At 73.6% G+C, this 23,681-nt stretch carries 20 protein-coding genes; 12 read left to right on the forward strand and 8 right to left on the reverse strand.

Annotated elements, in window-relative coordinates; all coding sequences use genetic code 11:
* Positions 1-14 precede the first annotated feature (14 nt).
* The 5 genes from DEJ50_RS30940 (at position 15) to DEJ50_RS30960 (ending at position 5,187) form a co-directional block, all read left to right on the forward strand.
* Positions 15-242, forward strand: coding sequence for a DUF397 domain-containing protein (locus tag DEJ50_RS30940; protein WP_411757698.1), 228 nt, complete (start codon positions 15-17; stop codon positions 240-242).
* A gap of 125 nt (positions 243-367) precedes the next feature.
* Positions 368-3,226, forward strand: a complete 2,859-nt coding sequence (locus DEJ50_RS30945) for an ATP-binding protein (protein ID WP_150211357.1) — start codon at positions 368-370, stop codon at positions 3,224-3,226.
* A gap of 81 nt (positions 3,227-3,307) precedes the next feature.
* Positions 3,308-4,117: a maleylpyruvate isomerase family mycothiol-dependent enzyme gene (locus DEJ50_RS30950; protein WP_150211358.1), complete on the forward strand. Its 810-nt coding sequence runs from the start codon at positions 3,308-3,310 to the stop codon at positions 4,115-4,117.
* 4 nt (positions 4,118-4,121) lie between these two features.
* Positions 4,122-4,535 (forward strand): NTP pyrophosphohydrolase, encoded by a 414-nt coding sequence (locus tag DEJ50_RS30955; protein ID WP_150211359.1) that lies wholly within the window; start codon positions 4,122-4,124, stop codon positions 4,533-4,535.
* Positions 4,536-4,686: 151 nt separating this feature from the next.
* Entirely contained in the window at positions 4,687-5,187 is a 501-nt protein-coding gene (locus DEJ50_RS30960; protein WP_150211360.1) for a hypothetical protein, read from the forward strand.
* Between the two features lie 66 nt (positions 5,188-5,253).
* Here the strand turns inward: DEJ50_RS30960 and kstD are convergent, their stop codons facing one another.
* Positions 5,254-7,017 carry a 3-oxosteroid 1-dehydrogenase gene (gene kstD / locus DEJ50_RS30965; RefSeq protein WP_150211361.1) on the reverse strand — a complete coding sequence of 588 codons (1,764 nt, stop codon included), beginning with the start codon at positions 7,015-7,017 and terminating at the stop codon, positions 5,254-5,256.
* A 152-nt stretch (positions 7,018-7,169) separates the two neighbouring features.
* Here kstD and DEJ50_RS30970 point away from each other — a divergent pair, with 152 nt between their 5' ends.
* A complete protein-coding gene (locus DEJ50_RS30970) occupies positions 7,170-7,883 on the forward strand; it encodes a flavodoxin family protein (protein ID WP_150211362.1) in 714 nt (237 codons plus the stop codon).
* Positions 7,884-7,943: 60 nt separating this feature from the next.
* Here the strand turns inward: DEJ50_RS30970 and DEJ50_RS30975 are convergent, their stop codons facing one another.
* On the reverse strand, positions 7,944-9,071 hold the full coding sequence (locus tag DEJ50_RS30975) for an aminoglycoside phosphotransferase family protein (protein ID WP_150211363.1): 1,128 nt from the start codon (positions 9,069-9,071) through the stop codon (positions 7,944-7,946).
* A gap of 232 nt (positions 9,072-9,303) precedes the next feature.
* Between DEJ50_RS30975 and DEJ50_RS30980 the strand changes: the two genes are divergently transcribed.
* Positions 9,304-10,794 carry a hypothetical protein gene (locus tag DEJ50_RS30980; protein WP_150211364.1) on the forward strand — a complete coding sequence of 497 codons (1,491 nt, stop codon included), beginning with the start codon at positions 9,304-9,306 and terminating at the stop codon, positions 10,792-10,794.
* A 56-nt stretch (positions 10,795-10,850) separates the two neighbouring features.
* Here the strand turns inward: DEJ50_RS30980 and DEJ50_RS30985 are convergent, their stop codons facing one another.
* Both DEJ50_RS30985 and DEJ50_RS30990 read right to left on the reverse strand, forming a co-directional pair.
* A complete protein-coding gene (locus DEJ50_RS30985) occupies positions 10,851-12,278 on the reverse strand; it encodes a PP2C family protein-serine/threonine phosphatase (RefSeq protein ID WP_150211365.1) in 1,428 nt (475 codons plus the stop codon).
* A 199-nt stretch (positions 12,279-12,477) separates the two neighbouring features.
* Positions 12,478-12,726: an SCO4226 family nickel-binding protein gene (locus DEJ50_RS30990; protein WP_150211366.1), complete on the reverse strand. Its 249-nt coding sequence runs from the start codon at positions 12,724-12,726 to the stop codon at positions 12,478-12,480.
* Positions 12,727-12,959: 233 nt separating this feature from the next.
* On the opposite strand from DEJ50_RS30990, the gene DEJ50_RS30995 reads away from it, so the two are divergent.
* From DEJ50_RS30995 to DEJ50_RS31010, 4 genes are all read left to right on the forward strand, one after another.
* Complete coding sequence (locus tag DEJ50_RS30995; protein WP_150211367.1) at positions 12,960-15,179, forward strand: xanthine dehydrogenase family protein molybdopterin-binding subunit; 2,220 nt, start codon at positions 12,960-12,962, stop codon at positions 15,177-15,179.
* A 13-nt stretch (positions 15,180-15,192) separates the two neighbouring features.
* Positions 15,193-15,648: a (2Fe-2S)-binding protein gene (locus DEJ50_RS31000; protein WP_150211368.1), complete on the forward strand. Its 456-nt coding sequence runs from the start codon at positions 15,193-15,195 to the stop codon at positions 15,646-15,648.
* Between the two features lie 202 nt (positions 15,649-15,850).
* Positions 15,851-17,335, forward strand: coding sequence for a helix-turn-helix domain-containing protein (locus DEJ50_RS31005; protein ID WP_317852572.1), 1,485 nt, complete (start codon positions 15,851-15,853; stop codon positions 17,333-17,335).
* A gap of 29 nt (positions 17,336-17,364) precedes the next feature.
* Complete coding sequence (locus DEJ50_RS31010) at positions 17,365-19,311, forward strand: APC family permease (protein WP_150211369.1); 1,947 nt, start codon at positions 17,365-17,367, stop codon at positions 19,309-19,311.
* 10 nt (positions 19,312-19,321) lie between these two features.
* Here the strand turns inward: DEJ50_RS31010 and DEJ50_RS31015 are convergent, their stop codons facing one another.
* Positions 19,322-19,594, reverse strand: a complete 273-nt coding sequence (locus tag DEJ50_RS31015) for a hypothetical protein (RefSeq protein ID WP_150211370.1) — start codon at positions 19,592-19,594, stop codon at positions 19,322-19,324.
* A 186-nt stretch (positions 19,595-19,780) separates the two neighbouring features.
* Positions 19,781-21,037 carry a PucR family transcriptional regulator gene (locus DEJ50_RS31020; RefSeq protein WP_150211371.1) on the reverse strand — a complete coding sequence of 419 codons (1,257 nt, stop codon included), beginning with the start codon at positions 21,035-21,037 and terminating at the stop codon, positions 19,781-19,783.
* Between the two features lie 51 nt (positions 21,038-21,088).
* Here DEJ50_RS31020 and DEJ50_RS31025 point away from each other — a divergent pair, with 51 nt between their 5' ends.
* Positions 21,089-21,661 (forward strand): TetR/AcrR family transcriptional regulator, encoded by a 573-nt coding sequence (locus DEJ50_RS31025; protein ID WP_150211372.1) that lies wholly within the window; start codon positions 21,089-21,091, stop codon positions 21,659-21,661.
* Positions 21,662-21,700: 39 nt separating this feature from the next.
* Here the strand turns inward: DEJ50_RS31025 and DEJ50_RS31030 are convergent, their stop codons facing one another.
* Entirely contained in the window at positions 21,701-22,363 is a 663-nt protein-coding gene (locus DEJ50_RS31030) for a response regulator (RefSeq protein ID WP_150212468.1), read from the reverse strand.
* A gap of 7 nt (positions 22,364-22,370) precedes the next feature.
* Positions 22,371-23,564, reverse strand: coding sequence for a sensor histidine kinase (locus DEJ50_RS31035; RefSeq protein ID WP_150211373.1), 1,194 nt, complete (start codon positions 23,562-23,564; stop codon positions 22,371-22,373).
* Between the last annotated feature and the right edge of the window lie 117 nt (positions 23,565-23,681).

A 23,681-nucleotide genomic window follows, 5' to 3' on the forward strand; every position in this document is an offset into this window, starting at 1 on the left:
ACGTGGCCGAGAGCATGACTTCACAGCCCCTCGCCGGCTGGGGCAAGCCGGACCTCGATCTCACCAGGGCCGACTGGCAGTCGAGCAGCCAGGGGGCGGGCGACGTACAGATCGCCTTCGTCGAGGGATTCATCGCCATGCGCAACAGCGAACGCCCGGAAAGCCCCTCGCTGATCTTCGCCCCGGACGAATGGCGCGCCTTCGTCCTGGGCGCCCGCGGCGGCGAGTTCGACCTCACTTAGGGGGTATCCGGCCGCGCTTCGCGCAGGGCGGAGGGGAAGATCCGGTCCTTCGCGCCGGACCGGGCTCCGCCCGCGCGTGCGCGGGCGTACGCTGATCTCCCGAACAGGCCTGGGGGGTACCAGCCATGACGGAACGCCGGACCCACATGCGGCGCACCATGCTCGAACGCGAGGCCGAACTGGCCGTCGTGGACGAGGCCCTGGACCAGCTCGCCGGCCCCCGGGCCGCCGAAGGCGGCACTCTGCTCGCCTTCTCCGGCCCGGCCGGACTCGGCAAGACCACCCTCCTCGCCGAAATACGCCGCCGCGCCCACGCCCGGAACTGCACCGTGTTCTCCGCCCGCGGCGGCGAACAGGAGCAGAGCCAGCCCTTCCACGTGGCCCGCCAGCTGATCCAGCCCCCGCTGGCCCGCACCTCCGAACACGAACTCCGCTCCGCCCTCGGCAGCTGGTACGCCATCGTCGGCCCCGCCCTCGGCCTCTGCGCCCCCGAACCCGGCGGCGCCCCGCCCGACCCCCAGGGCCTGCGCGACGGACTCGACTGGGTGCTCACCCACCTCGCCGTCCAGCGCGCCCCCATGGTCCTCGTCCTCGACGACGCCCACTGGGCCGACCCCGAATCCCTCGGCTGGCTCGCCGGCTTCGCCCCGCGCGCCGAACACCTCCCCCTCCTCCTCGTCGTCGCCTACCGCCCCGACGAACTCCCCGCCGAGGCCGAGGCCTTCCGCACCCTGCCCGGCCGGGCCGGCCAGCGCCCCCTCGCCCTCGAACCCCTCACCGCCGAAGCCATCGGCACCCTGGTCCGCGAAACCGTCGGCCACCACGCCGACGACGCCTTCTGCCAGGAAGCCTGGGCGGTCACCTCCGGCAACCCCTTCGAGGCCGTCGAACTCACCGCCAAGGTCCGCGACCGGGCCCTCGCCCCCGTCGAATCCAGCGCCCCACTCCTCCGCGACCTCGCCGCCGCCCAGCGCGGCAGCGGCCTCGTCGCCCGCCTGCACAGCCTCGGCCCCTCCACCGTCCGGTTCGCCTGGGCCTGCGCCGTCCTCGGCACCGCCATCCCCCAGGAACTCGCCGCCCGGGTGGCCGCACTCGGCGCCGAGGAGGCCGTCGACGCCACCGACCGGCTGCGGCACGCCCGGATCCTCTCCGGCGCGGGCTCCGCAGACGACGGCGAAGGACTCGAATTCGTCCACCCGCTGATCGCCACCGCCCTCTACCGCGCCATCCCCGACGCACTCCGCGTCGCCCTGCACGGCAAGGCCGCCGCAGCCGTGGTCGACGCCGGACTCGGCCCCTCGGCCGCCGCCCGCCACCTCCTGGAAACCCACCCCGAAAGCGACCCCTGGGTGGTCCGGACCCTGCGCGCCGCCGCCGGCGAGAACCTCCTCGCGGGCGCCCCCGACGCCGCCCGCCGCCAGCTCGCCCGCGCCCTGCGCGAACCGCCCGGGTTCGACGAGCGCGCCGCCGTCCTCTACGAACTGGGCTGCGCCTCCCTCCTCACCGAACCCGCCACCACCGTCAACCACCTCCGGGCCGCCCTCGCCGAACCCTCCGACGACCCCGCCCTCCGCCAGGGCATCGTCATCCGCCTCGCCCAGGTCCTCGCCCACAGCGACCGGCTCGCCGAGGCCTCCGAAGCCCTGGCCCGGGAGATCCCGCACACCCCCGACGTCCGCAACCGGCTGCGCCTGCAGTCCGAACAGTTCATGTGGGACGCCTTCCGCGCCGACGAACCCGACTCCCCGGCCCGCTCCCGCCGGCTCGCAAAACTCGCCGACCGGCTGCCCGGCCGCGACCTCACCGAGCGGTACGTCATCGGACTGCGGGCCTGGGACGCCACCCTCCGCGGCGAACCGGTGGACACCGTCCTGCACCACGCCCGGCGGGCCCTCGGCGACCGCCTCAGCTGGGCCGAACCCGACCGGGGCTTCGAGGTCCCGGTGCTCGTCGCCCTCACCCACCTGTACGCCGACCGGCCCGGCCGCGCCGAGGAACTCTTCGAGGCCGGCACCGCCGAGTTCGAACGCCAGGGCTGGCGCGGCGCCCACCTGTCCTTCGCCTACAGCCTGCGCGCGTACGTCCGCTTCCGGCGCGGCCGGCTCGCCGAAGCCGAGGAGCTCACCCGGGCCGGCCTGCGACTCGCCGAACGCGTGGGCCGCCGCACCCCGGTGCACTGGTACGCCATCGCCATCCTCATCGAGGTCCTGCTGGCCCGCGGTCGCGCCGACGAGGCCTGGGAGCTGGCCCGGGAACACGAGTACGGCGAACCCTTCCCGGCCGCGGTCGTCTTCCCGGACTCCCAGACCGTGTACGCCGAACTCCTCCTCGCCCGAGGCAACACCAAGGCGGCAGCGGCCGAACTGGAGGCGGTGGGACGGCGGCTGACCCCGCGGGGCATCCAGAACCCGTCCTGGTGCCCCTGGCGGCTGCACCTGGCCCGGGCCGTCGCGGCCGAGGACCCGGAACGGGCCCGCTCCCTGGCCGCGGAGGCACTCCGGCAGGCCCGGGCGTTCGGCGCGCCCTCCGGCATCGGCCAGGCCCTGCGCCTCGCCGCCGAGGTCGTCCCGGCCCCGGACCGCATCCCGCTCCTGACCGAGTCCGTCCGGCTGCTGTCCGCCTCCCCGGCGGGCCACGAGCTGGCCTGCGCGCTGGCCGCCCTGGGCACCGAGTCCGCCGACCCGGACCTGCTGGCAAGGGCCCTGCTGACCGCCCGCGCCTGCGGGGCCGACGGCCTGGCGGCCACCCTGACCAACACCCTGCTGTCCCTGGGCGGCACCCTGCCCAGCGGCCCGGCCCCCACCGAGGCCCTGACCGGGCCGGAACGCGCCGCGGCGGCCCGCGCCGCGGCCCGCCCGCAGGTCGGGTCCACCGACTCCGCCCAGGCCGCAGCAGTGGACCCGGTCCTCTCCTCGGCCTACCTCAAACTCGGCACCGACCACTTGGGCCTCCGGGATGCCCTGGCCTCCCTGCCGGACGGCTGACCCCGGCCGCCCGCCCCCGCCCGGGCAGCGGGAACAGCCGGGTGCCGGACGGCAGGGGCCGGCGCCTGGCAGAGTGGCCGCATGGACTACATCGCCCTGTTCCACAGTGAGGTGTCAGCGTTCCGGCACGCCGTCCACCGGGCCATCAGGGCAGGGGAGGGCGCGCCCCTCGTGCCCTCCTGCCCCGGCTGGTCCATCGCCGATCTCGTCGGGCACCTCGGCGGGGTCCACCGCTACGTCGCCCACATCCTCCGCGAAAACCTGACGGAGCCCCCCGACCACACCGATCTCGCCCTGTACGACCTGCCCGCCGACCCCGCGGCCCTGGCGGCCTGGCCGGTTCCCGACCGGGCCCCCAACCTCGGCCCGGTCCCCGCCGTCCTCACCGACTGGTTCGCCGAAGGGGCCCGCGCCCTGGAGGAGCAGTTCCGGTCCGGCCGGCCAGGCCGGACCGTATGGACCTGGTCGGCGGAGCAGAGCCCGGGCTTCTGGCTGCGCATCCAGGCCATCGAGGCGGCCCTGCACCGCTGGGACGCCGAAGGCGTGACCGGCGAGCCCGCCGCGATCGACCGGGAGCTCGCCACCGATGCCGTCGGCCACACCTTCACGGTGATGGCCCCGTTCCGCCGGGCCCTCAAGCAGGCGCCGCCCGGCACGGGCGAGCGGTACCGGTTCCGGCAGTCCGACGGGCCCGGGGAGTGGACCGTACACTTCGACGGCGACCGGGTCGCCCTCGAGACCGACCACCGCACGGCCGTCGACGCCGAGCTCACCGGAACCGCCTCCGAGCTGATGCTCTTCCTCTGGAACCGGATCCCGGCCGACCGGCTCCCGGTGACCGGAGACCCCAAGCACTTCGACCGCTACTTCGAACTCGTCCCCCCGGTGTAAGCCCATGCCCGATCTGCCCGACCTGCCCGACGCACGCGTCCGCCCCGACCGCCCCGTTCTCATCGTGGACGGGGCGAACGTGGTCGGCTCCGTTCCGGACGGCTGGTGGCGGGACCGCCGCGGTGCCGCCGAACGGCTGCGTGACGCGCTGGCGGCCCGCCCCGGCGAGGAGGAGATCATCCTCGTCGTCGAGGGAGCCGCCCGGGGCGTGGCCTCGGTGCCGGGCGTACGGGTGGACAGCGCGCCCGGCAGCGGCGACGACCGCATCGTCGAACTGGCCGCCGAGCACGCCGGCCGCCGCTGCCTGGTGGTCACCGCCGACCGCGAGCTCCGCGAACGCGTCCGGGCACTCGGCGCCGAATGCGCCGGTCCGCGCCTCGTCCGCCCGCAAGGGTCGCAGGTGCCGCCGGCGACGTGACCCGGCCGCCACCCCCGGCGCCGGTGCCGGGTCCGGCCGTGGCCGCACGGGCCGGCGGTGCCCCAGGGCCGCGGCCCCGGTCCGGCCGCCGCCCCGGCCCAGGCAGGCCCCCCGCGCCCGGAATTCCCGCCCGGCCACGTACCATGGCCGCATGTCCTTCCTCCGCCGCCACCGTGCCGCCACCCCTGCCGGGCCGGACTTCGATGTCCTGGCCATGGACCCGGGCGACTGGCCGGGCAACCTCGGGGCCGGGCTGCTGCCCGCCGCCGACGGCAGCTGCCAGGGTGTCTTCCTCCGCTACGACCTCTTCGGCGGACGCGGCCCCGCGATGATCATCGGCAACCTCCCCGAGGGCTCCCCGGCCCGGGAGCTCGCCGACAAGCAGATCCCCTTCGAGGTGGCCCAGCTCCTCGACGCCCTCGAGAACGACGAGGACGTCGAGGTCACCGGCGTCGAGGACTGCCCCGTGATGCAGGGAGACAACCTCCTCATCGTCCGCAAGATCAAGCTGTCCGAGTCGCGGATCTCCTGCGTGCAGTTCGACCGCAGCGACAACGTCCTCGTGACCATCGCCAGCTGGGACCGGCCGATCACCGACGACCTGTACGCGCTGCTGAAGCCGCTGCCCGCGGAGCTCTTCCAGCAGGGCTGACCAGCCGCCCGGCAGCCCCCTCGGGCAGCCGGCGGAGGCCGCCCGTCCGGCCGCCGGCCCGCCGGCTCAGCGCGCCGCGTCCGCGAGGTCGTTCGCCGCCACATAGCCGAACGTCATCGCGGGGCCGATGGTGGAACCCGCCCCCGCATAGCTGTGGCCCATCACGGCCGCACTCGCGTTCCCCGCCGCATACAGGCCGGTGATCACCGAACCGTCCGGCCGCAGCGCCCGGGCCCGTGCGTCCGTCACGATGCCGCCCTTCGTCCCCAGGTCCCCGGGCACGATCCGGAACGCGTAGAACGGCGGCGCCCACACCGGTGCCAGGCAGGAATTCGGCTGTACGGCCGGGTCGGTGTAGTAGTGGTCGTACGCCGTGTCCCCGCGCCCGAAGTCCGTGTCGGTGCCCTGCCACGCCTGCGCGTTGAACCGGTTCAGGGTCGCCCGGAACGCCGCCGCCGGAACCCCGATCTGCCCCGCCAGCGCATCCCACGTCCAGGCCTTCTTCACCGCACCCGCCTGGTACCAGGAGTCCGGGAACACGATCGTCGGAAGCACGTCCTTGAACAGGTACTTGCTGCGGTAGTTCTGATCGACGATCAGCCAGGCCGGGATGTGCGAACCCGGCGCCCCCTTGTCCCGCTCGTACATCACATGCACCACATCGCTGTACGGGGCCGCCTCGTTGACGAACCGCGCGCCCTGCCCGTTCACGATCAGCCCGCCCGGCAGGGTCCGCTCCGCCAGGCAGAAATACGGCTCACCGGGCAGCGGGATCGAGGGACCCCACCACGCGTCCTCCATCAGACCCAGCGCCGCACCCGCCCGCTGCCCCGCCCGGATGCCGTCCCCGGTGTTCTCCTTCGCCCCCACCGACCACTGGGTGCCGATCGGCTGCTGCTGGTACTGCGCCCGCATCTCCGCGTTGTGCTCGAACCCGCCCGAGCCGACGATCACACCGCGCCGTGCCCGCACGACCCCGCGGACCCCCTCCTTCTCCACCACCGCACCGGTCACCGCACCGCCCTCCTGCACCAGGTCCAGGAGCGGACTGTTCAGCCACACCGGCACCCCGGCACCCATCAGCCCGGCCCGCAGACCGGCCGCCAGGGCCTGGCCCATGGTCAGCGGCTTCTCCCCGCGCAGCGCCGCCTTGGTGCCGCGCGCCAGGCATTCGGTGGACACCGCGAGACCCCTGGCGTTCACGGCGGCCAGGGTCAGCCACTTGTAGTCCTGGCTGAACACCACCATCCCGGCCGGCACGGGCATGTACGCCGAGTTCAGCCGGGCGAGTTCGGGGCCGAGGACCCGGCCGTCCAGCTGGTCCGGCTCGATGGACCGGCCGTTCGGCAGACCACCGGGCAGCTGGGGGTAGTAGTCGCTGTAGCCCTCCATGAACCGGAATCGCAGCGGGCTGTTGGCCATCACGAAGTCCAGCATCCGCGGCCCGTTGGCGAGGAACGCCGCCTGCCGGTCCGCCGGCACCTCGTCCCCGACCACCGCCGCCAGATACGCCGCCGCCTTCTGCGGGGTGTCCGGCACCCCGGCACCCAGGATCACGGAGTTGTTCGGCAGCCAGATCCCGGCACCGGACCGCGCCGCGGACCCGCCGAAGGTGGCGGCCTTCTCGACCACGACCACACTGAGGCCCCGCCGGGCGGCGGTGAGCGCGGCGGTCATCCCGGCCGCCCCGGAGCCGACCACGACGACGTCGTACAGGCCGAGGGAGGGCAGGTCCGCGGCCTGCGCCGGGCCGCCCGGCAGCACGGTGGCGGCGAGCGCTCCGGCGCCGGCCCCGGCCAGGACCGTACGGCGGGAAGGGGAGGAAGACATGGGCGGGCTCCAGCGTCGGGTGGACGGACCGTGGGAGGACATGCCTGGTGCTGAATCAGAAAAGGTGTTCGGGGGATCATGTGAAGTCAAGGCATACGCACGGGTGGCTCACCGGGGTGGCGACCCGCCCGGCCCCGTCCCAGGCTGGACGCGTGACCGAGGACCACCGCCACCCGGACCTGCGTGCCGTCTATGTGAACTGCACCTTGAAGCGTTCGCCCGAGGTGAGCAATACCGAGGGGCTGATCGCCCGCAGCCGGGCGGTGATGGAGGCGAACGGGGTCACCACCGAACTCGTCCGGGCCGTGGACCACGACATCGCCACCGGAGTCTGGCCGGACATGACGGACCACGGCTGGGACAGCGACGAGTGGCCGGTGCTGTACTCGCAGATCATGGCCGCCGACATCCTGGTGCTCTGCGGCCCGATCTGGCTCGGCGACAACAGCTCCGTGATGAAGCGGGTCATCGAGCGGCTGTACTCCTGCTCCAGCCTCCTCAACGAGCGGGGCCAGTACGCCTATTACGGGCGGGTCGGCGGCTGCCTGATCACCGGCAACGAGGACGGGGTCAAGCACTGCGCGATGAACGTGCTCTACAGCCTCCAGCACCTCGGCTACACCGTGCCGCCGCAGGCCGATGCCGGCTGGATCGGCGAGGCCGGACCCGGCCCCTCGTACCTCGACAAGGACTCCGGCGGCCCGGAGAACGACTTCACCAACCGCAACACCGCGTTCATGTCCTGGAACCTGATGCACCTGGCCGCCCTGCTCAAGCGGGCCGGCGGCATTCCGGCACACGGCAACCAGCGCTCCGAGTGGGACGCCGGCTGCCGGTTCGACTACCCCAACCCCGAGCACCGCTGAGCCCCCGGGCGGAGGAGGTTCCCGGGGGCTCAGCGACCATGGGGGTGGGGATCTGCGGGGTCAGCGGGTGCCGACGGCTGCCCGCACCGCTCTGCGGGCCATCCCGCAGTCGTCGTGCAGCCGGCGCAGCAGCAGCCGCTGCTCCTCCCCGGCGGACAGGTGACCGGCCGGCACCGGCTGGGCCGGGCCCGCGGACTGCATCGAGCGCTGCACCGCCATCTCGGACATCCGGATCTCCCGGGTCAGTACCAGCATCAGGTTGACCAGGAAGGCGTCCCGGGCGGCCGGTCCCGCCGACTGGGCCAGCCGGCTGATCTGGCCGCGGGCGGCCGGGGCATCGCCCAGGACCGTCCACAGGGTGGCCAGGTCGTAGCCGGGCAGGTACCAGCCCGTGTGCTCCCAGTCCAGCAGGACCGGACCGGCGGGCGACAGCAGCAGGTTCGACAGCAGGGCGTCACCGTGGTTGAACTGCCACTGGGGTCCCGACACCGCCAGCCCGTGCAGCAGCTTCTGCAGGTCGCCGAGGTCCCGGTCGGTCAGCAGTCCCAGCTCGTGGTAGCGGGAGATCCGCGAGGCGTAGTCCAGCGGCCGGCCGAAGAGTTCGGCCGGCGGGCGCCACTGGTTGACCCGGCACACCGCGCCCACGGCGGCCCGTACATCGGCCCGCGGCGGGGCCTCCACCGGATGGCGCTGCAGGGCCGCGACCCGGCCCGCCATCCGTTCCACCACCAGCGTGCAGTTCTCCGGGTCCGCGGCGATCAGCCGCGGTACCCGGACCGGCGGGCGGTGCCGGACAAACGCCCGGTATGCAGCTATTTCGTGCCGGTACCGCTCACGCCATTCCGGCGAGTGGTCCAGTAATACCTTGGCCACGGCGGTCGCCCGCCCGGTGGTGCCCACCAGCAGGACCGACCGTCCGCTGCGCCGCAGCACCTGCACCGGGGCGAACTCGGGACAGATCCGCTGGACCGAGGCGAGGGCGGTGCGCAGCTGCGCGCCCTGCGGCCCCGACAGGTCGATTCTTCCGCTGAGCGGCTGCGTGCCGGCCCCGGCCATCCGGCGGGCCCGTACGGTGCCCGGTACCACCGGGGCCGCGGGGCGGGACGGGTCGAGGTAGGGGCTGCCGCCCGCCTGCAGTGTGCGGTGCGGCCGGACGGGGGCGGTCACGGAGGACGATGCTGCGTACATGACGGATACGGATCCCTTCGTGCGCCGACGAGTTGCGTACGCCACCCCGCCGGATCCCGTGCATCACCCTGGGGAGTTCCGCCGGGGGACCGGGTCGGGGAGGCGCATTCCTACCTTACACCGTGGCGTGGGTGGCGGACCATCGAGCGTGCCCTGGCGAAGCCTGGCGAATAGTCGCTCGGCATCTGACCCGGGGTTACTGTCAACTCAGCCGAGAACCTGGGGGCTTGACGTGAGCAAGGGACCAAACACCCGTCTGAACGACCTGTTCGGCCTGGCCGGCTGGTCCAAGGGCGAGCTCGCGAGGATGGTCAACCGGCAGGCGGCGGCCATGGGCCACCACCAGCTGGCCACCGACACCTCGCGGGTGCGGCGCTGGATCGACATGGGGGAGACCCCGCGCGAACCGGTGCCCACCGTGCTGGCAGCCCTGTTCACCGAGCGGCTCGGTCGTGTCGTGACCATCGAGGACCTCGGGTTCGTACGGCAGCGGCGTACTTCGAAACGGCAGCCGGACGGGGCGCAGGACAACCCCGACGGCCTGCCCTGGGCGCCCGAACGCACAGCCGCGGTCCTCACCGAATTCACGGGAATGGACCTCATGCTCAACCGACGCGGCCTGATGGGAGCGGGTGCCGTGCTCACCGCCGGCTCCGCCCTCACCAACGCCATGTACGACTGGCTGCACAGCGACCCCGCGCAGCCCGCCGCCCCCCGATTCACCGACTCCTTCCAGGCCGACCCGGCGGGTTACGACCGCTACGAGGCGGCGCCGATCGGCTCCCAGGAGATCGAGGCGCTGGAGCGCTCCGTGGAGGTCTTCCGGGCCTGGGACGCCTCCCGGGGCGGCGGTCTGCAGCGCAAGGCCGTGGTGGGCCAGCTGAACGAGGTGGGCGGCATGCTCGCCTACCACCACCCGGACCACCTCCAGCGCCGGCTGTGGGGGGTGGCGGCCAACCTCGCCGTCCTGGCGGGCTGGATGTCCCACGACGTGGGCCTGGAACCGACCGCGCAGAAGTACTTCGTCATCGCCGCGCACGCCGCCCGGGAGGGCGGCGACCGCCCGCGGGCCGGGGAGGCGCTCTCCCGCGCCGCCCGCCAGATGGTCCACCTGGGCAAGCCGAACGAGGCGCTGGACCTGATGAAGCTGGCGAAGTCGGGGGCCGGCGAGGAGGCGCTGCCGCGCACCCGGGCCATGCTGCACACCATCGAGGCGTGGGCCCAGGCCGCCATGGGCAAGGGCCAGGCGATGCGGCGGACCCTCGGCGAGGCGGAGGAGCTGTTCGTGTCCGACCAGGGGGACGTGCCCCCGCCCTCGTGGATGCAGCACTTCGACGAGGCGGACCTGCACGGGATGCAGGCGCTGGCCTACCGGACGCTCGCCGACCACGACGCCACGGCGGCGCCGATCGCCGCCCGGCATGCCAAGGAGGCACTGCGACTGCGCGCGTCCGGGCACAACCGGTCGCAGATCTTCGACTACATCTCGCTGGCCTCGGCCTGCTTCATCGCCGACGATCCCGAGCAGGCGGACCGGTACGCGCGGCTGGCGCTGGTCTCCATGAACGAGACCTCCTCGCACCGGACCTGGGACCGGCTGCGGGAGATGTACCGGCTCACCGGCCACTACTCCGGCTACACGCGGATCGAGGACCTGCGGGCGGAGATCAAGCATGCCCTGCCGAGCAGCCCCGCGCCGAGGGCGCGGGGCGCAGAGATCTGAGGACGGCGGGGGCGTGGCTCATCCCGGCCGCCGGTACCCGGCCTGGCCGGCAGGGCTCAGGTGCCGATGCGGGCCACCAGGACGCAGGCGTCGTCCTCCCGTTCGCCCTCGCCGAACTCCTCGATGACCATCCGGATGATGTCCTGGGCCGAGCGGGCCGCCGAGAAGCGGGGGGCCAGTGCCAGCAGCCGCTCGGTGCCGTCGGCCCGGCTGAACTCGATGCTGCGCGGGGTCAGTCCGTCGGTGTGCAGGACGAGTACGTCGCCCACCTCGAGCCCCACCTCGGCCTGTCCGTAGTTCGCCCCGGAGGTCGCGCCGAGCAGCACACCCTCCGGCGGGGCCAGCGCGCGGCCGGAGCCGTGCCGGAACAGCAGGGGGGCGGGGTGCCCGGCCTGGGCCCAGGTCAGCACCCGGCGGGCGGGGTCGAAGCGGCAGCAGACGGCGGAGCCGAGGGCCGGCTGCACCGAGGTCTCCAGCAGCTGGTTGAGCCAGCCCATCAGCGGGCCGGGGGCGATCCCGGCCATGGCCATGCCGCGCAGGGCGCCGAGCATCATGGCCATCCCGGAGGTGGCGGTGACCCCGTGCCCGGTCAGATCGCCGACGGTCAGCATCGAGCAGCCGTCGGGCAGTTCCAGGGCGTCGTACCAGTCGCCGCCGATCAGGGCGCTGGTCGCGGAGGGCAGGTAGTGCGCGGCCACGTCGAGGGTTCCGCTGCTGCCGTGCGGGAACCGCAGGGAGCCGCGCCACGGGGGGAGCACGGCTTCCTGCAGTTCGACCGCCAGCCGGTGCTCGGTCTGCGCGATCTCCCGCTGGCGCTGGAGCGAGTCCCGGGATTCGCGGACCGCCCGCTGGCTCCGGCGCAGGTCGCTGACGTCCCGGAGGACGGCCCACATGGAGGCCGTGCAGCCGTCCGGGTCGAGGACCGGCTCGCCCCTCATCTGCAGCGTCCGGACCCGGCCGTCGGCCCGGACGATGCGGAACTCCCCGTCTATCGGCCGCCCGTCCACCAGACAGGCCGTCACCATGGAGGTGAGCAGCGGCTGGTCCTCGGAGAACAGGGTGGAGCCCAGCTCGTCCAGGGAGAGCGGGCCGGCTTCCGGGGAGCGGCCGAAGATCTGGAAGAGCTCCTCGGACCAGCTGACCTCGTCCGTGAGCAGGTTCCACTCGGCGCTGCCGACCCGGGTGAGGTCCGATCCGGCCTCCAGCGGGGCGGACAGCGCGGGGTCGCCCGGTGCGGCCTCGACCGCCGGGGGCATGCCCTCCTTGAGCTGTCCCAGGTGCTCGCCGAGGTCGTCGAGATGGTGCACGGCGAGGTCGCACAGGGCACGCTGCCAGCGCCCCTGGGCGTCGTCGTCGTCCACGACGGCGTCGCGGCGCACTGCGTCCACTTCGCCACGTAGCCGTCGGGTCTGCTTGATCAGCGCGTCCACCGACCCGGGCTCGGGCGGCTGCGCGGGACGGTCCGCGAACAGATGGGACGGCATGGGAACTCCGATACAGGCGCGCACGGCCAAGTAGGTCGAACTTGTCACGACTGTGGCACAGCCTGCGACGGCCTGTAAGCCGTTTGGCAACATCCGTTACGGTCTTGCTTTTGACATATGCCAAAGGCCTCCCGTTCCCCTCCCGCGCCCCTGTTTTTGTGCGAATGATTCAGGTCAACGGCCATTCCGGCGCAGTGGCTCAAACGGTGAGCGGTACGGGGTAGATCTCGTCCGCCGGGTGCCCGGACCGTTTGTGGATCCGCTGCACGGCCTCCGCGGACGGGGCCTCGGACAGGCAGTACACGTGGCCGGACTCGGGGTCGCCCCAGGCCTGCTTGAAGTGCACTCCCTCTTCCTTCTCGATGGCCATGTCAGCCTTGTGCGCGGCCTCGAACTGCTCCTTGGTGATCCCCTTCATGCCCGTGTGGACGTCCATGTAGGTGGCCATGTGTCCACACCTCCTTCCCTTCTCTTCCATGGTGGGCCGACGGCCGGAAAAAGGCCTCCCGACGGGTCCGTTCCGTACGTACGGCCGAGATGTGCGAAGAGGTGCGGCCGGACAACCCCGAGCACGAAGCTTCCCCGAACGGAGGACGCCGGTTCCCGTGCTTCCCACCACGGGGGCCACTCGCTACTCTACGTGCCGGTAATGACCTGATACTCGTATGGTACGGAGACCGGATGACAGGGCAGCGGCACAGTCGGCGGACCTTCCTTACGTACCTGGTCGCGGCTCCCACCCTCGCCGTCGCCACCCGGGCCGGGGCCGACGCCCTGGCCCCGCAGCAGGCCCGTGCCGTGATCCCCACCCTCCCGGCCCCCGCCGACCTGGTCGACCTCGGCGACCTGTTCATCCTGGCCGGCGCCCCCACCGCCGGGATGCTGGTGCTCACCGTGGAGACCGACGGGACCATCCGCTTCCGGCTGCCCCGCGAAGAGGTCGGCCAGGGCCTCACCACCGCCGTGGCCATGCTGGTGGCGGAGGAACTCGACGCGCCCCTGCACGACATCCGGGTGGAACTCGACGACGCCCGGCCCGAGCTGCTCTTCAACCAGCTCACCGGCAGCTCCAACGCCATCCGCTCGCTGTACGGCCCGGTCCGGCAGACCGCCGCCGCCGTGCGGGCCCGGCTGGTCGCCGCTGCCGCCGCCCGCTGGAACCTCTCCCCGGGCGGGCTGACCACGGCGGCCGGCGAGGTCCGCGCCCCCGACGGCCGTACCGCCGGCTACGGGGCCCTGGCCGAGGCCGCCGCCGACCCCGGCCTGATCGTGCTCGGCGCCACCCCCAAGCCCGAGTCCCGGCACACCCTGGTCGGCCGGCCCACCGGCCGGGTGGACGCCCGCGCCATGGTCACCGGGCAGCAGCAGTACACCCTGGACCTGGACGTGCCCGGCGCCAAGCCCTGTGTGGTGCGCCGCCCGCCGACCCTCGGCGGCACCGTGAAGTCCGTCGCCAACGCAGCCGCCGTCCGGGCCATGCCCGGAGTACTCGACCTGGTCACCCTCCGCACCGGGGTGGCCGTGGTAGCCGAGACCTTCGGCCAGGCGCTGGACGCCCGGGCCGCCCTCCAGGTCACCTGGGGCCCCGGGCCCGCCGACCACCTCTCCGACGCGGAGATCCGTACCAGGCTGCGGGCCGCCACCCCGCCGCTGCTGGTGCCGCCGCTGCTCACCCCGTACGTGGACGCCGAGTTCGACTTCGCCTTCGTCAGCCACGCCCCGCTGGAGACCAACTGCGCAGTGGCCGACGTACGGGAGGACCGGGCCGAGATCTGGTCCGGGCTGAAGTCCCCGATCGTGGCCCGGCAGACCATCGCCGCCGAACTCGGCCTGCCGGTCGGCCGGGTGACCGTCCATGTGGTCCAGGCCGGCGGTTCCTTCGGCCGGCGGCTGTTCTTCGACGCCGCCCTGGAGGCGGCCCTGGTCTCGAAGGCCTGCCGCCGGCCGGTGCGGCTGATGTGGACCCGGGTCGACGACACCCGGCACGGCCGGATGCGGCCCGCCACCCACCACCGGATCCGCGCCACCTTCGCCCTCGGCGAGGTGCTCTCCTTCGAGCACCGGGTGGCCGCCGTCGAAACCGACTTCCGGCACGGCCTCGGCGAGATCATCACCGCCACCGCCGCGAAGCTCCCGCTGGGCATCGGCAATGCCACCCTCGCCCAGACCCTGTTCCTCACCACCGTGAAGTCCCCGTACCACTTCGGACTCACCACCCAGGCGCTGACCGAGGTCCCGACCGGCATCCCCACCGGGTCCTGGCGTTCGGTGTACTCCGCCAACACCCGCGGCGCCGAGGAGATCGTGGTCGACGAACTGGCCCGGCGCATGAACAAGGACCCGTACCGGTTCCGCCGGACCTTCCTGAAGAGCGACGCCCAGCGCGCCGTCCTGGACCGGGCCGCCGCCGAAGGGGACTGGGGGCGGGAGATGGCACCCGGCTGCGCCCAGGGCATCGCCTTCCACGAGGAGTACAAGTCCCGCACCGCCTGCCTGGTGGAGATCGACGCCCGGGACGCCCAGCGGATCCGGGTGACCAGGGCGGTGGTGGTCGTGGACGTGGGCCGGCCCGTCAACCCCCGTGGACTGGAGGCCCAGATGCTCGGCGGGCTCACCGACGCGATCTCCACCACCCTCCGGGCCGGCCTGCACATCGACAAGGGCCTCCCGCTGGAGGGGAGTTACAGCCAGTTCCACTGGGCCCGCCAGCAGGACACCCCACGCGAGGTGAAGGTCATCGTGCTGCCCGCCACCCCGGGGGCCGAACCGGGCGGCGCCGGAGAACTCGGCGTCCCCGCCGCCGTGGGCGCCATCGCCAACGCCTACGCCCGCGCCACCGGCACCCGGCCCCGCAGCTTCCCTCTCGACTTCGACGTCGACTTCACCCCCTACCCCCGCTAGCCCTGGAGCCCCCGTGCCCTCGCACACCTTCACCGTCAACGGGCAGAGCGTCACCGTCGACGCCCCCGACGATCTCCCGCTGCTCTGGGTGCTGCGCGACCTGCTGGGCATCCGCGGCCCCAAGTACGGCTGCGGGGTCGACGTCTGCAAGGCCTGCACCAGCCACCTCGACGGCACCGACATCAGACCCTGTGTGGTCCCCGTGTCCGCCTGCGCCGGCCGCGAGGTGACCACCATCGAGGGGCTGGCGGACGGCGACACGCTGCACCCCGTGCAGGAGGCCTGGCTGGAGCAGGACGTCTCCCAGTGCGGTTTCTGCCAGCCCGGTCAGATCATGGCGGCCGTCGCCCTGCTGAAGCGGACCTCGGAACCCACCGAGGAGGACCTCGACGCCATCGCCAACATCTGCCGCTGCGGTACGTACGTCAGGATCCGCGAGGCGATCCGCAGCGCAGCCGCCCGCATGTGACCGCCCGCACCCCGCCCCCTGACGGGCCGTGACCTGCCCGTACGCCACCGAGCGAGAGCCGGGACCCCGGTGCTCCCCCGTGAACACCGGGATCCCGTCCGCTCGTGCTCCAACCTAGGCGGGTGCGCGGCCCGTTGCAGGATTCGTTCTGCCCAGTCGTTCAAGGAGATCGGTATCACTGCGCACAGTGTGCGCCCGGTGATTGAATGCGCCCGACCCGCATCGAAGGGATCGTGCCATCCAGCCCTGGAACCGCTCCGACGACATCCTCAAGGCCCACCGGCTCGCGCACACCGGAGGCTCGGCCGCCCTGCTGCGCTGGCTCTCCGTCCGGCTGGCCGGCTGGACCGGGGTACTGGAATCCGGAGGGCCGCCGGGCTGCCCGGAACCGGAGCTCGCCGCCCGGGCCGCCGCCGAGCTCACCGCCCGCGGGGTCCGCTCGGCCGTCCTGGACGGTCCGGCCGCCACCGCCCTGCTGTTCGCGCTGGACGAGGGCAGCGCCCTGGCCGCCGTACTGCCCCGCCCCTACCCGCCGGGGGCGTCCGTCCTGCTCGCCGACACCGCTGTACCGCTCTCGCTGGTGCGGCGGGTCGAAGAGGCCGCCCGGCGCGAGGAACGGGCCCGGCTGGCCGAGTCCCGGGCCCGCGAGTCGGTGCTGCACCTGCTGATGGACGGCCGCCTCTCCCTCGCCCACCAGGTCGCCGGGGCACTGACCCCCGCACTGCCCGACCCGATGCGGATGTACGTCGTCGAATGCCGCCCGGGAACGCGCGAGGAGGTGCTCCGGCAGTGCACCGAACTCACCGGCGGGCGCGCCTGGATCGTGCGCTGCCCGGTCTACGTCCGCCACCTCATCGTGCTGGTCCCGCTCGAAGCCACCGTCACCGCCCCCACCGGCCACGACCCGCTCGCCGCGGCGCTGTCGGCGACGGCCCGGGACAGTGTGACCGGGGTCAGCGAGGTGACCTGCCTGCGGGACGCCCCGGCCGCCTACACCCAGGCCTTCCACGCCCTCGCCGTGGCCCGCGGCCGGGTGCAGCGGTACGCCCGGTTCGGCCCCGGCCCCGAGCTGGCCCTGGCCGCCCACACGGCCGGGGCCGGCTGGGCCGAGGCCATGCTGGCGCCGCTGCACGGCTATGCGCCCCGGCGGCCCCAGGACCCGGGCCCGCAGGAGCTGCGCGCCACCGCGCACGCCTGGCTGAACTTCACCTCGCACGCCACCCGGCTGCTGAAGATCCACCGGAACACCCTCGCCACCAGGATCCGGGTGGTGGAGGAACTCCTCGGCCTGGAGCTGGCCCGGCTGTCCGACCAGGCGGCGCTCTCACTGGCCCTGCGGCTCACCCCCGGCGGACCCCCGCCCCGTCCTGCCCAGAGCCGCGCGGCCTCGCTGGACGAGGTGCTGAGCCACCCCAGCCTGACCCGCTGGGCCCACCGCCACCTCCGGCCGCTGACCGGCCCGGAGGCCCCGGCAGGCGCCCGTGACACCGTCCGGGTCTGGCTGCGCCACGACGCCCGGCTGGTCCCGGCGGCGGCTGCACTCGGGATCTCCGTACCCGGTGCACGCAAGCGGCTGAGCAGGATCGAAGCGCTGCTGGAGCGGTCCCTGCTGCAGTCGCCCAGCGCCCGCCACGACCTGTGGCTCGCACACAGGGCCGAGGAGCTCGGTGTGTGTCACGCCGAATGAATCGGCTGAAATCGGTTGATCATGCCTGAATGAGGCGTATCAGAAGGCGTATCAACCCGAAGCGCATGCTGGTCGGTGAACCGCTCGACACCGCCCGGCTGGGCGAGACCCTGCTGCCCAAGCGGCTCGCCCTGCCGATCTTCTGCAGCGACCCGCTCTCCTCGGTGGCGTACGCCACCGAGGAGATCCTGCTGATCCTCGCCCTCGGCGGGGTGGCCCTGCTGCACCTCGCCTGGTACGCCGCCGCCGCGATCGTCTTCCTGCTGGTGGTGGTCGTCGCCTCCTACCGGCAGACCTGCCACGCCTACCCCGGGGGCGGCGGGGCGTACGTCGTCAGTGCCGAGAACCTCGGCCAGACCGCCGCGCTGACCGCCGCCAGCGCCCTGCTGGTCGACTACGTGCTGACCGTGGCCGTCTCGGTGGTTTCCGGCGTGGCCGCCATCACCTCCGCCATCCCCGCCCTCTCGGACCACCAAGTCGGCCTGTCCGTGGCCTTCGTGGTGCTGCTGACGGTGATGAACCTGCGCGGCGTACGCGAATCGGGACGGGTCTTCGCCCTCCCCACCTACGGGTTCGTCCTCGTCATCTACCTGATGTTCGCCGTCGCCGCGGTCCGGCTGGCCACCGGTGAGACCATCCGCGCCGAATCGGCCGACCTGCCGATCATCGCGGAGGGCACCTACACCGGAATCGCCCTGGTACTGCTCGCCATGCGCGCCTTCGCCTCCGGCTGTACCGCCCTGACCGGGGTGGAGGCGATCAGCAACGGCGTCCCCGCCTTCCGGCCGCCCAAGAGCCGCAACGCCGCGAACACCCTGGCCGCCATGGGAGCCCTCTCGGTCACCATGTTCCTCGGGATCACGATCCTCGCCATGGTCTACCGGGTCCATGTCGCCGCCGACCCGACCGAACTCGGCCTGCCGCCCGGCACCCCCATGTCCACGGCCCTCGCCCAGATCGGCCGCGCCACCTTCGGTGACTGGCACTTCCTCTTCTACCTGCTCCAGGCCGTCACCGCGGGGGTGCTGATCCTCGCGGCGAACACCGCCTTCAACGGCTTCCCGATGCTCGCCTCGATCCTCGCGCGGGACCGGTACGCGCCGCGCCAGCTCTTCAACCGCGGCGACCGGCTCGTCTACTCCAACGGCATCGTGCTGCTGGCGCTCGCCGCGATCGCCCTCATCGTCGCCTTCGACGCCGAGCTGACCCGCCTCATCCAGCTCTACATCATCGGCGTCTTCGTCTCCTTCACCCTCTCCCAGTCGGGCATGGTCCGGCACTGGAAGCGGGAGCTCGCCGACCCCGCCACCCCGGCCGCCGCACGCATCCACATCCACCGCCGCCGCGCCATCAACGCGGTCGGCGCCGTGATGACCTCGGTGGTCCTGGTCATCGTCCTGGTCACCAAGTTCACCCACGGCGCCTGGCTGGTGGTCATCGCGATGCCGCTGCTCTTCCTCGGCATGAAGGGGGTGCGCCGCCACTACGACCAGGTCGCCCGGCAGGTCGCGGTCGCCCCCGGGGTCCGCCCGCCGCGGCCCTCCCGCCACCATGTGGTGGTGCTGGTGGCCGCGGTGCACGCACCCACCCTCAAGGCCGTCGGCTTCGCCCAGGCGCTGCGCCCGGACAGCCTCACCGCGCTCAGTGTGGCCGCCGACGAGGCGGCGGCGGCCCGGCTGCGGGAGGCGTGGGACGCGCACGACCCGGGCGTACCGCTGACGATCCTGCACTCGCCCTACCGGGAGGTGATCCGACCGGTGCTGACACGGATCCAGGAACTCGCGGCCGAGGAGAGCACCGACATCCTGTCCGTGGTGATCCCGGAGTTCGTGGTCGGCCACTGGTGGGAGCAACCCCTGCACAACCAGAACGCGCTGCGGCTGAAGGCCCGGCTGCTGTTCACCCCGGGAGTGGCCGTGATCGACGTTCCCTATCTGCTGGAATCGGCCAGACCGCCGGGGACCGCCGGCAGCTGATCACTGCTCCTTACTTCGGAGCCTGCCCGCAGGCCTCGTCCGAGGTGGCCCTGGAGACGCCGGCCTGCTGGAGGCTGGCGGTGCAGCTGGTCTGGTTGCCGATCTGCCCCTCGTAGCACGCCTGCCGGGCGGCGTCCTTGAGGTCCGCGGTGTCCTTGCCGACGTGCTGCGCGACGTACTGTTCGCAGGCCTGCTGGTCCGCCTGGGCGGCCGGGGCGGCGAGGACGAAGCCGCCGGCGGCGAGGACCAGGGCGGCCAGGATGCCGGGAATACGAGCCGGCATACGAGTCGGGATGCGAGTCGACGGACGCATGCGGATGCACCTGCTCTCTCGGTCGGTCACACGATCCGCACATACGCCGGACCGCGGCGGGGGCGGCGCGGAGCAGGCTCTCCGAGGGGCGACCGGCTCGACGCATCGGTCACCCTCGCCCTTCCGACGCTAGAGCACGGCTCCGGTGCACGCACCTCAGGCTGGCCCGCCCTGGAGGACCGCCGCGTGGGCCAGCGCCAGTTCGACCACCTGGGCCGGATCGGCCAGCGTGCGGCCGGTCAGCTGTTCCAGCCGGCGCAGCCGGTTCGAGACGGTGTTGCGATGGCAGAACAGCCGCTGTGCGGCATGGGTGGTGGAGCCCTGGCAGGCCAGCCAGGTGCCCAGGGTGCTGAGGAGTACCCGGCAGTCCTCGCCCGGCAGCGCCAGCACCGGCCCCAGCACCACCTGCCGCAGCCGGTCGGCGAGTTCGCCCTGGGCGGCCACCAGCGCCGCCGGCAGGGCCTCGTCCAGCAGGACCGTGCGCCGGGCGGTGGAGCCGGCGGCGGTACGCAGCGCCAGCCCGGCCAGCCACCGGGCCCGGGCCAGCGCGGTCGGGGTCTCCACCACCGGGCTGACCCCGGCCCGCGCGCCGAGCGGCGCCAGCAACTCCCGTACGGAGTCCAGCGGGAGCCCGCCCAGATCCACCAGTCCGGTGTCCCCGTCGGCCCGGATCCGCCACAGCACCCGGGGTCCGCCCGCCCCGGCCTGCGGTTCGCCGGCAGCCCCGGGCCCGGACCCGGCGCCGGCTCCGGAGCCCGGTTCCAGCACCACCACCGCGAACCGCCCCCGCTCGGCCAGCCCCAGCTGCGCCGCCGCCTCCGACACCAGCCCGCGGGCCGCCCCCGTACCGTCCAGCAGGGCGTCGAGCAGGGCCGCGCGGCGCTCCCGGTCGCGGGCGCTGCGGGCCGCCTCGGTGTGCCGGTAGGCCTCGGCGACCGCGTCCGTCAGCTGGTCCAGTACGTCCCACAGCACGGCCGCGGCCGGCAGCAGCCCGGGCAGCCGGGTCCGGTCGTGTGCGGCCACCGACTCGGTGAGGGCCTGCCAGAGCAGCCGGCCTCCGTGCCGGTAGGTGCGCAGCAGTGAGGTGAGGGGCAGCCCCTGCCCGGCGCGCAGCACTCCGGTGGCGCGGGCGTCGGCGAGGTCCACCGGGAGGCCGCGGATGCTGCGGACCAGGCCTTCGACGGCCTGGCGGAGGTTGTGGTGGATCCGCTCGCGCAGCTCGGCGCGGCCGAGCAGGGCGGCGTACGCGGGGTCCTCGGCCAGGGTGCGGTCGGTCAGCCGGTCCGCGGCGGTGGCGATCCGCCGGTCCAGGTCCCCGCGTATCTCCTCGATGATCCTCTCCATGGCGGGCAGCGTGCCATGCGGAACGGCGGCTGGGGAGGGGGCGGTGGCCGGCCGCTCGGAGTACTGCACTTGCAGTACTCTGTGGACGTTGCCGTTCCTCCGAGGGACCAGGGACCCGCCATGCGCCAGAACCCCGAACGCCGCGCCGCGCTGCTCGACGCCGCCATCGAAGTCCTCGCCCGCGAGGGCTCGCGCGGGCTGACCCTGCGCGCGGTGGACAAGGAAGCCGGCGTCCCGACCGGCACGGCCTCGAACTACTTCGCCGACCGGGCCCAGATGCTCGGCCAGATCCTGCGCCGCACCCGCGAACGCCTGGTCCCGGACCAGGCCGCGCTGGCCGGGCCGCTGGACACCGCGGCCCTGCTGCGGGACCTGGTGGACCGGATGCGGCGGGAGCGCAGCGTCCACATCGCCATGCTGGAACTGCGCCTGGAAGGCACCCGGCGGCCCGAACTCCAGCAGGAGCTGGCCGCGTTCCAGGGCCTCGAACTGGAGGCCAACGTGACCTGGCACCTGGACGCCGGGCTGCCCGGGGACCGCACCGGCGTGGTGCTCCTCTACCTCGCCATGCTCGGTCTGATCGTGGACGACCTGACCGCCCCCGAACTGCTGGCCCGCTACCCGGTCGACGGGCTGATCGACACGATGGTGGAACGGCTGCTGCCGGAGGGTTCCGCCGGCTCCGGCGGCTGAGCCCGCAGGTCTCCGACGTGTCAGCCGGTCCGCGATGCCTCAGCCGGCGCCCGACTCGCCCGCGTCGTGGACCAGCAGGGCGATCTGGACCCGGTTGTTCAGGTCCAGCTTGGTGAGGATCCGCGAGACATGGGTCTTCACGGTCGGCAGCGACAGGTGCAGCTCGCGGGCGATCTCGGCGTTGGACCGGCCGCGTCCGACGGCCAGCGCGACCTCCCGCTCCCGGTCCGCCAGCAGGGCCAGCCGGGCCCGGGCGGCCTCGGCCCGGGTGTCGCGGCCGGTCAGCCCCGCCACCCGGTCGATCAGTGCCTGGGTGACGGCCGGGGACAGCACCGGCTCGCCGGCCATCACCCGCCGCACCGCGGTGACGATCTCCTGCGGCGGGGTGTCCTTCAGCAGGAACCCGGCGGCACCGGCCCGCAGGGCGCGCAACACGTGCTCGTCCGTGTTGAAGGTGGTCAGCACAATCACCTCGGGCGCACCGGGCCGGGCCCGCAGCGCCTCGGTCGCCGCCAGCCCGTCGGTGCCGGGCATCCGGATGTCCATCAGCACCAGGTCGGGGGAGTGCGCCGCGACCAGCGCGGGCACCTCCGCCCCGTCGGCCGCCTCCCCGACCACCTCCAGGTCCGGCGCCCCGCCGAGCATCAGGCGCAGCCCGGCCCGCACGATCGGGTCGTCGTCGACCAGCAGCAGCCGGATCACGGGCACCTCACAGTTCTGGGTCGGCCGGACCCCAGGGTAGCCAGGCCGCCACCCGGAACTCCCCGCCGCCGTCCACCCCGTACTCCAGCCGCCCGCCGGCCAGCCGGGCCCGTTCACCCAGCCCGAGCAGCCCCTGCCCGCCGGGACCCGGCGGGGCCGCTGCCGCCGCTGCCGCCGCTGCCTCCGCCGTCGGGCCCGCCGGGGGCGGGTTGACGACCTCCACCGTCAGCCCCCGGCCCGGGCCACCGGTGACGGACAGCCGGACCGGGGCGCCCGGGGCGTGCTTGCGCGCATTGGTCAGCGCCTCCTGGACGATCCGGTACGCCGCCCGGCCGACGGCGGGGGCCGGCGCCGGCCGGTCCGACGGCAGCGGGCCGCACTCCACCCGCATGCCCGCCGCCCGGGACTCCGCCAGCAGCTCCACGATCCCGGCCGGATCCGGCTGCGGACGGCTCCCGAACTCCCCGGGCGGGGCCCGCAGCACCCCGATCACCTCGCGTAGGTCCTGTAGCGCCAGGTGTGCGCTCTCCCGGATGACGCCCGCCGCCCGGGCGATCTCCTCCCGCGGCGCTGTCGGGTTGAACTCCAGCGCCCCCGCGTGCACGCTCAGCAGCGACAGCCGGTGCCCCAGTACGTCGTGCATCTCGCGCGCGATCTCCTCGCGGGCCTGCTGCTGGGCCCGTTCCGCCCGCAGCGCCGCATCGGCCTCCGCCAGCTCCGCCCGTTCCCGCAGCGAATCCACCAGCTGCCGTCGGGACCGCCGGTACAGCCCCCAGCCGATGGCCGCCGCGATCAGGGTGAAGTACGTCAGGGCCGATCCGGCCCGGTCCTCCGCCATCCCGGGCAGCTGCACCAGGAACACCGGCAGCGGGGCGAAGGCCACGGCGGTCACCCAGGCCGTCACCCGCCACGGCCGGGTCGCGGCCACCGTGAACACCGCCACCAGGGCCGGGCCGGTCAGATAGTGCGCCCAGGCGCCGCCCACCAGCAGGGCCACGGCGAGCTGCACCGGCCACCGCCGGCGCAGGAACACCGAGGCGCAGCCCAGCGCACCGGCCAGCAGATCGGCGGCCCGCCAGGCGGGGGAGAGGTCCGCGGGAACCGGCACGGCCTGTGTGGTGAGGGCGGCGAAGCAGCTCGCGAAGACGAACATTCCCAGGTCGGCGGCCCAGTCCCGGCGGGTCCGGTGGAGGGTGTGCATGTCGTGGAATCTACGCGGCCCGGGTGGTCGCGGCCGGTGCCGCACTCCGATCGGATACTTAAGTACGACAGCCCCGGCCCCGGCCGCCTTCCTTGGTCGCGGCACCACCACCGGAGG

It is taken from the genome of Streptomyces venezuelae (assembly GCF_008642295.1).
Classification (GTDB): domain Bacteria; phylum Actinomycetota; class Actinomycetes; order Streptomycetales; family Streptomycetaceae; genus Streptomyces; species Streptomyces venezuelae_C.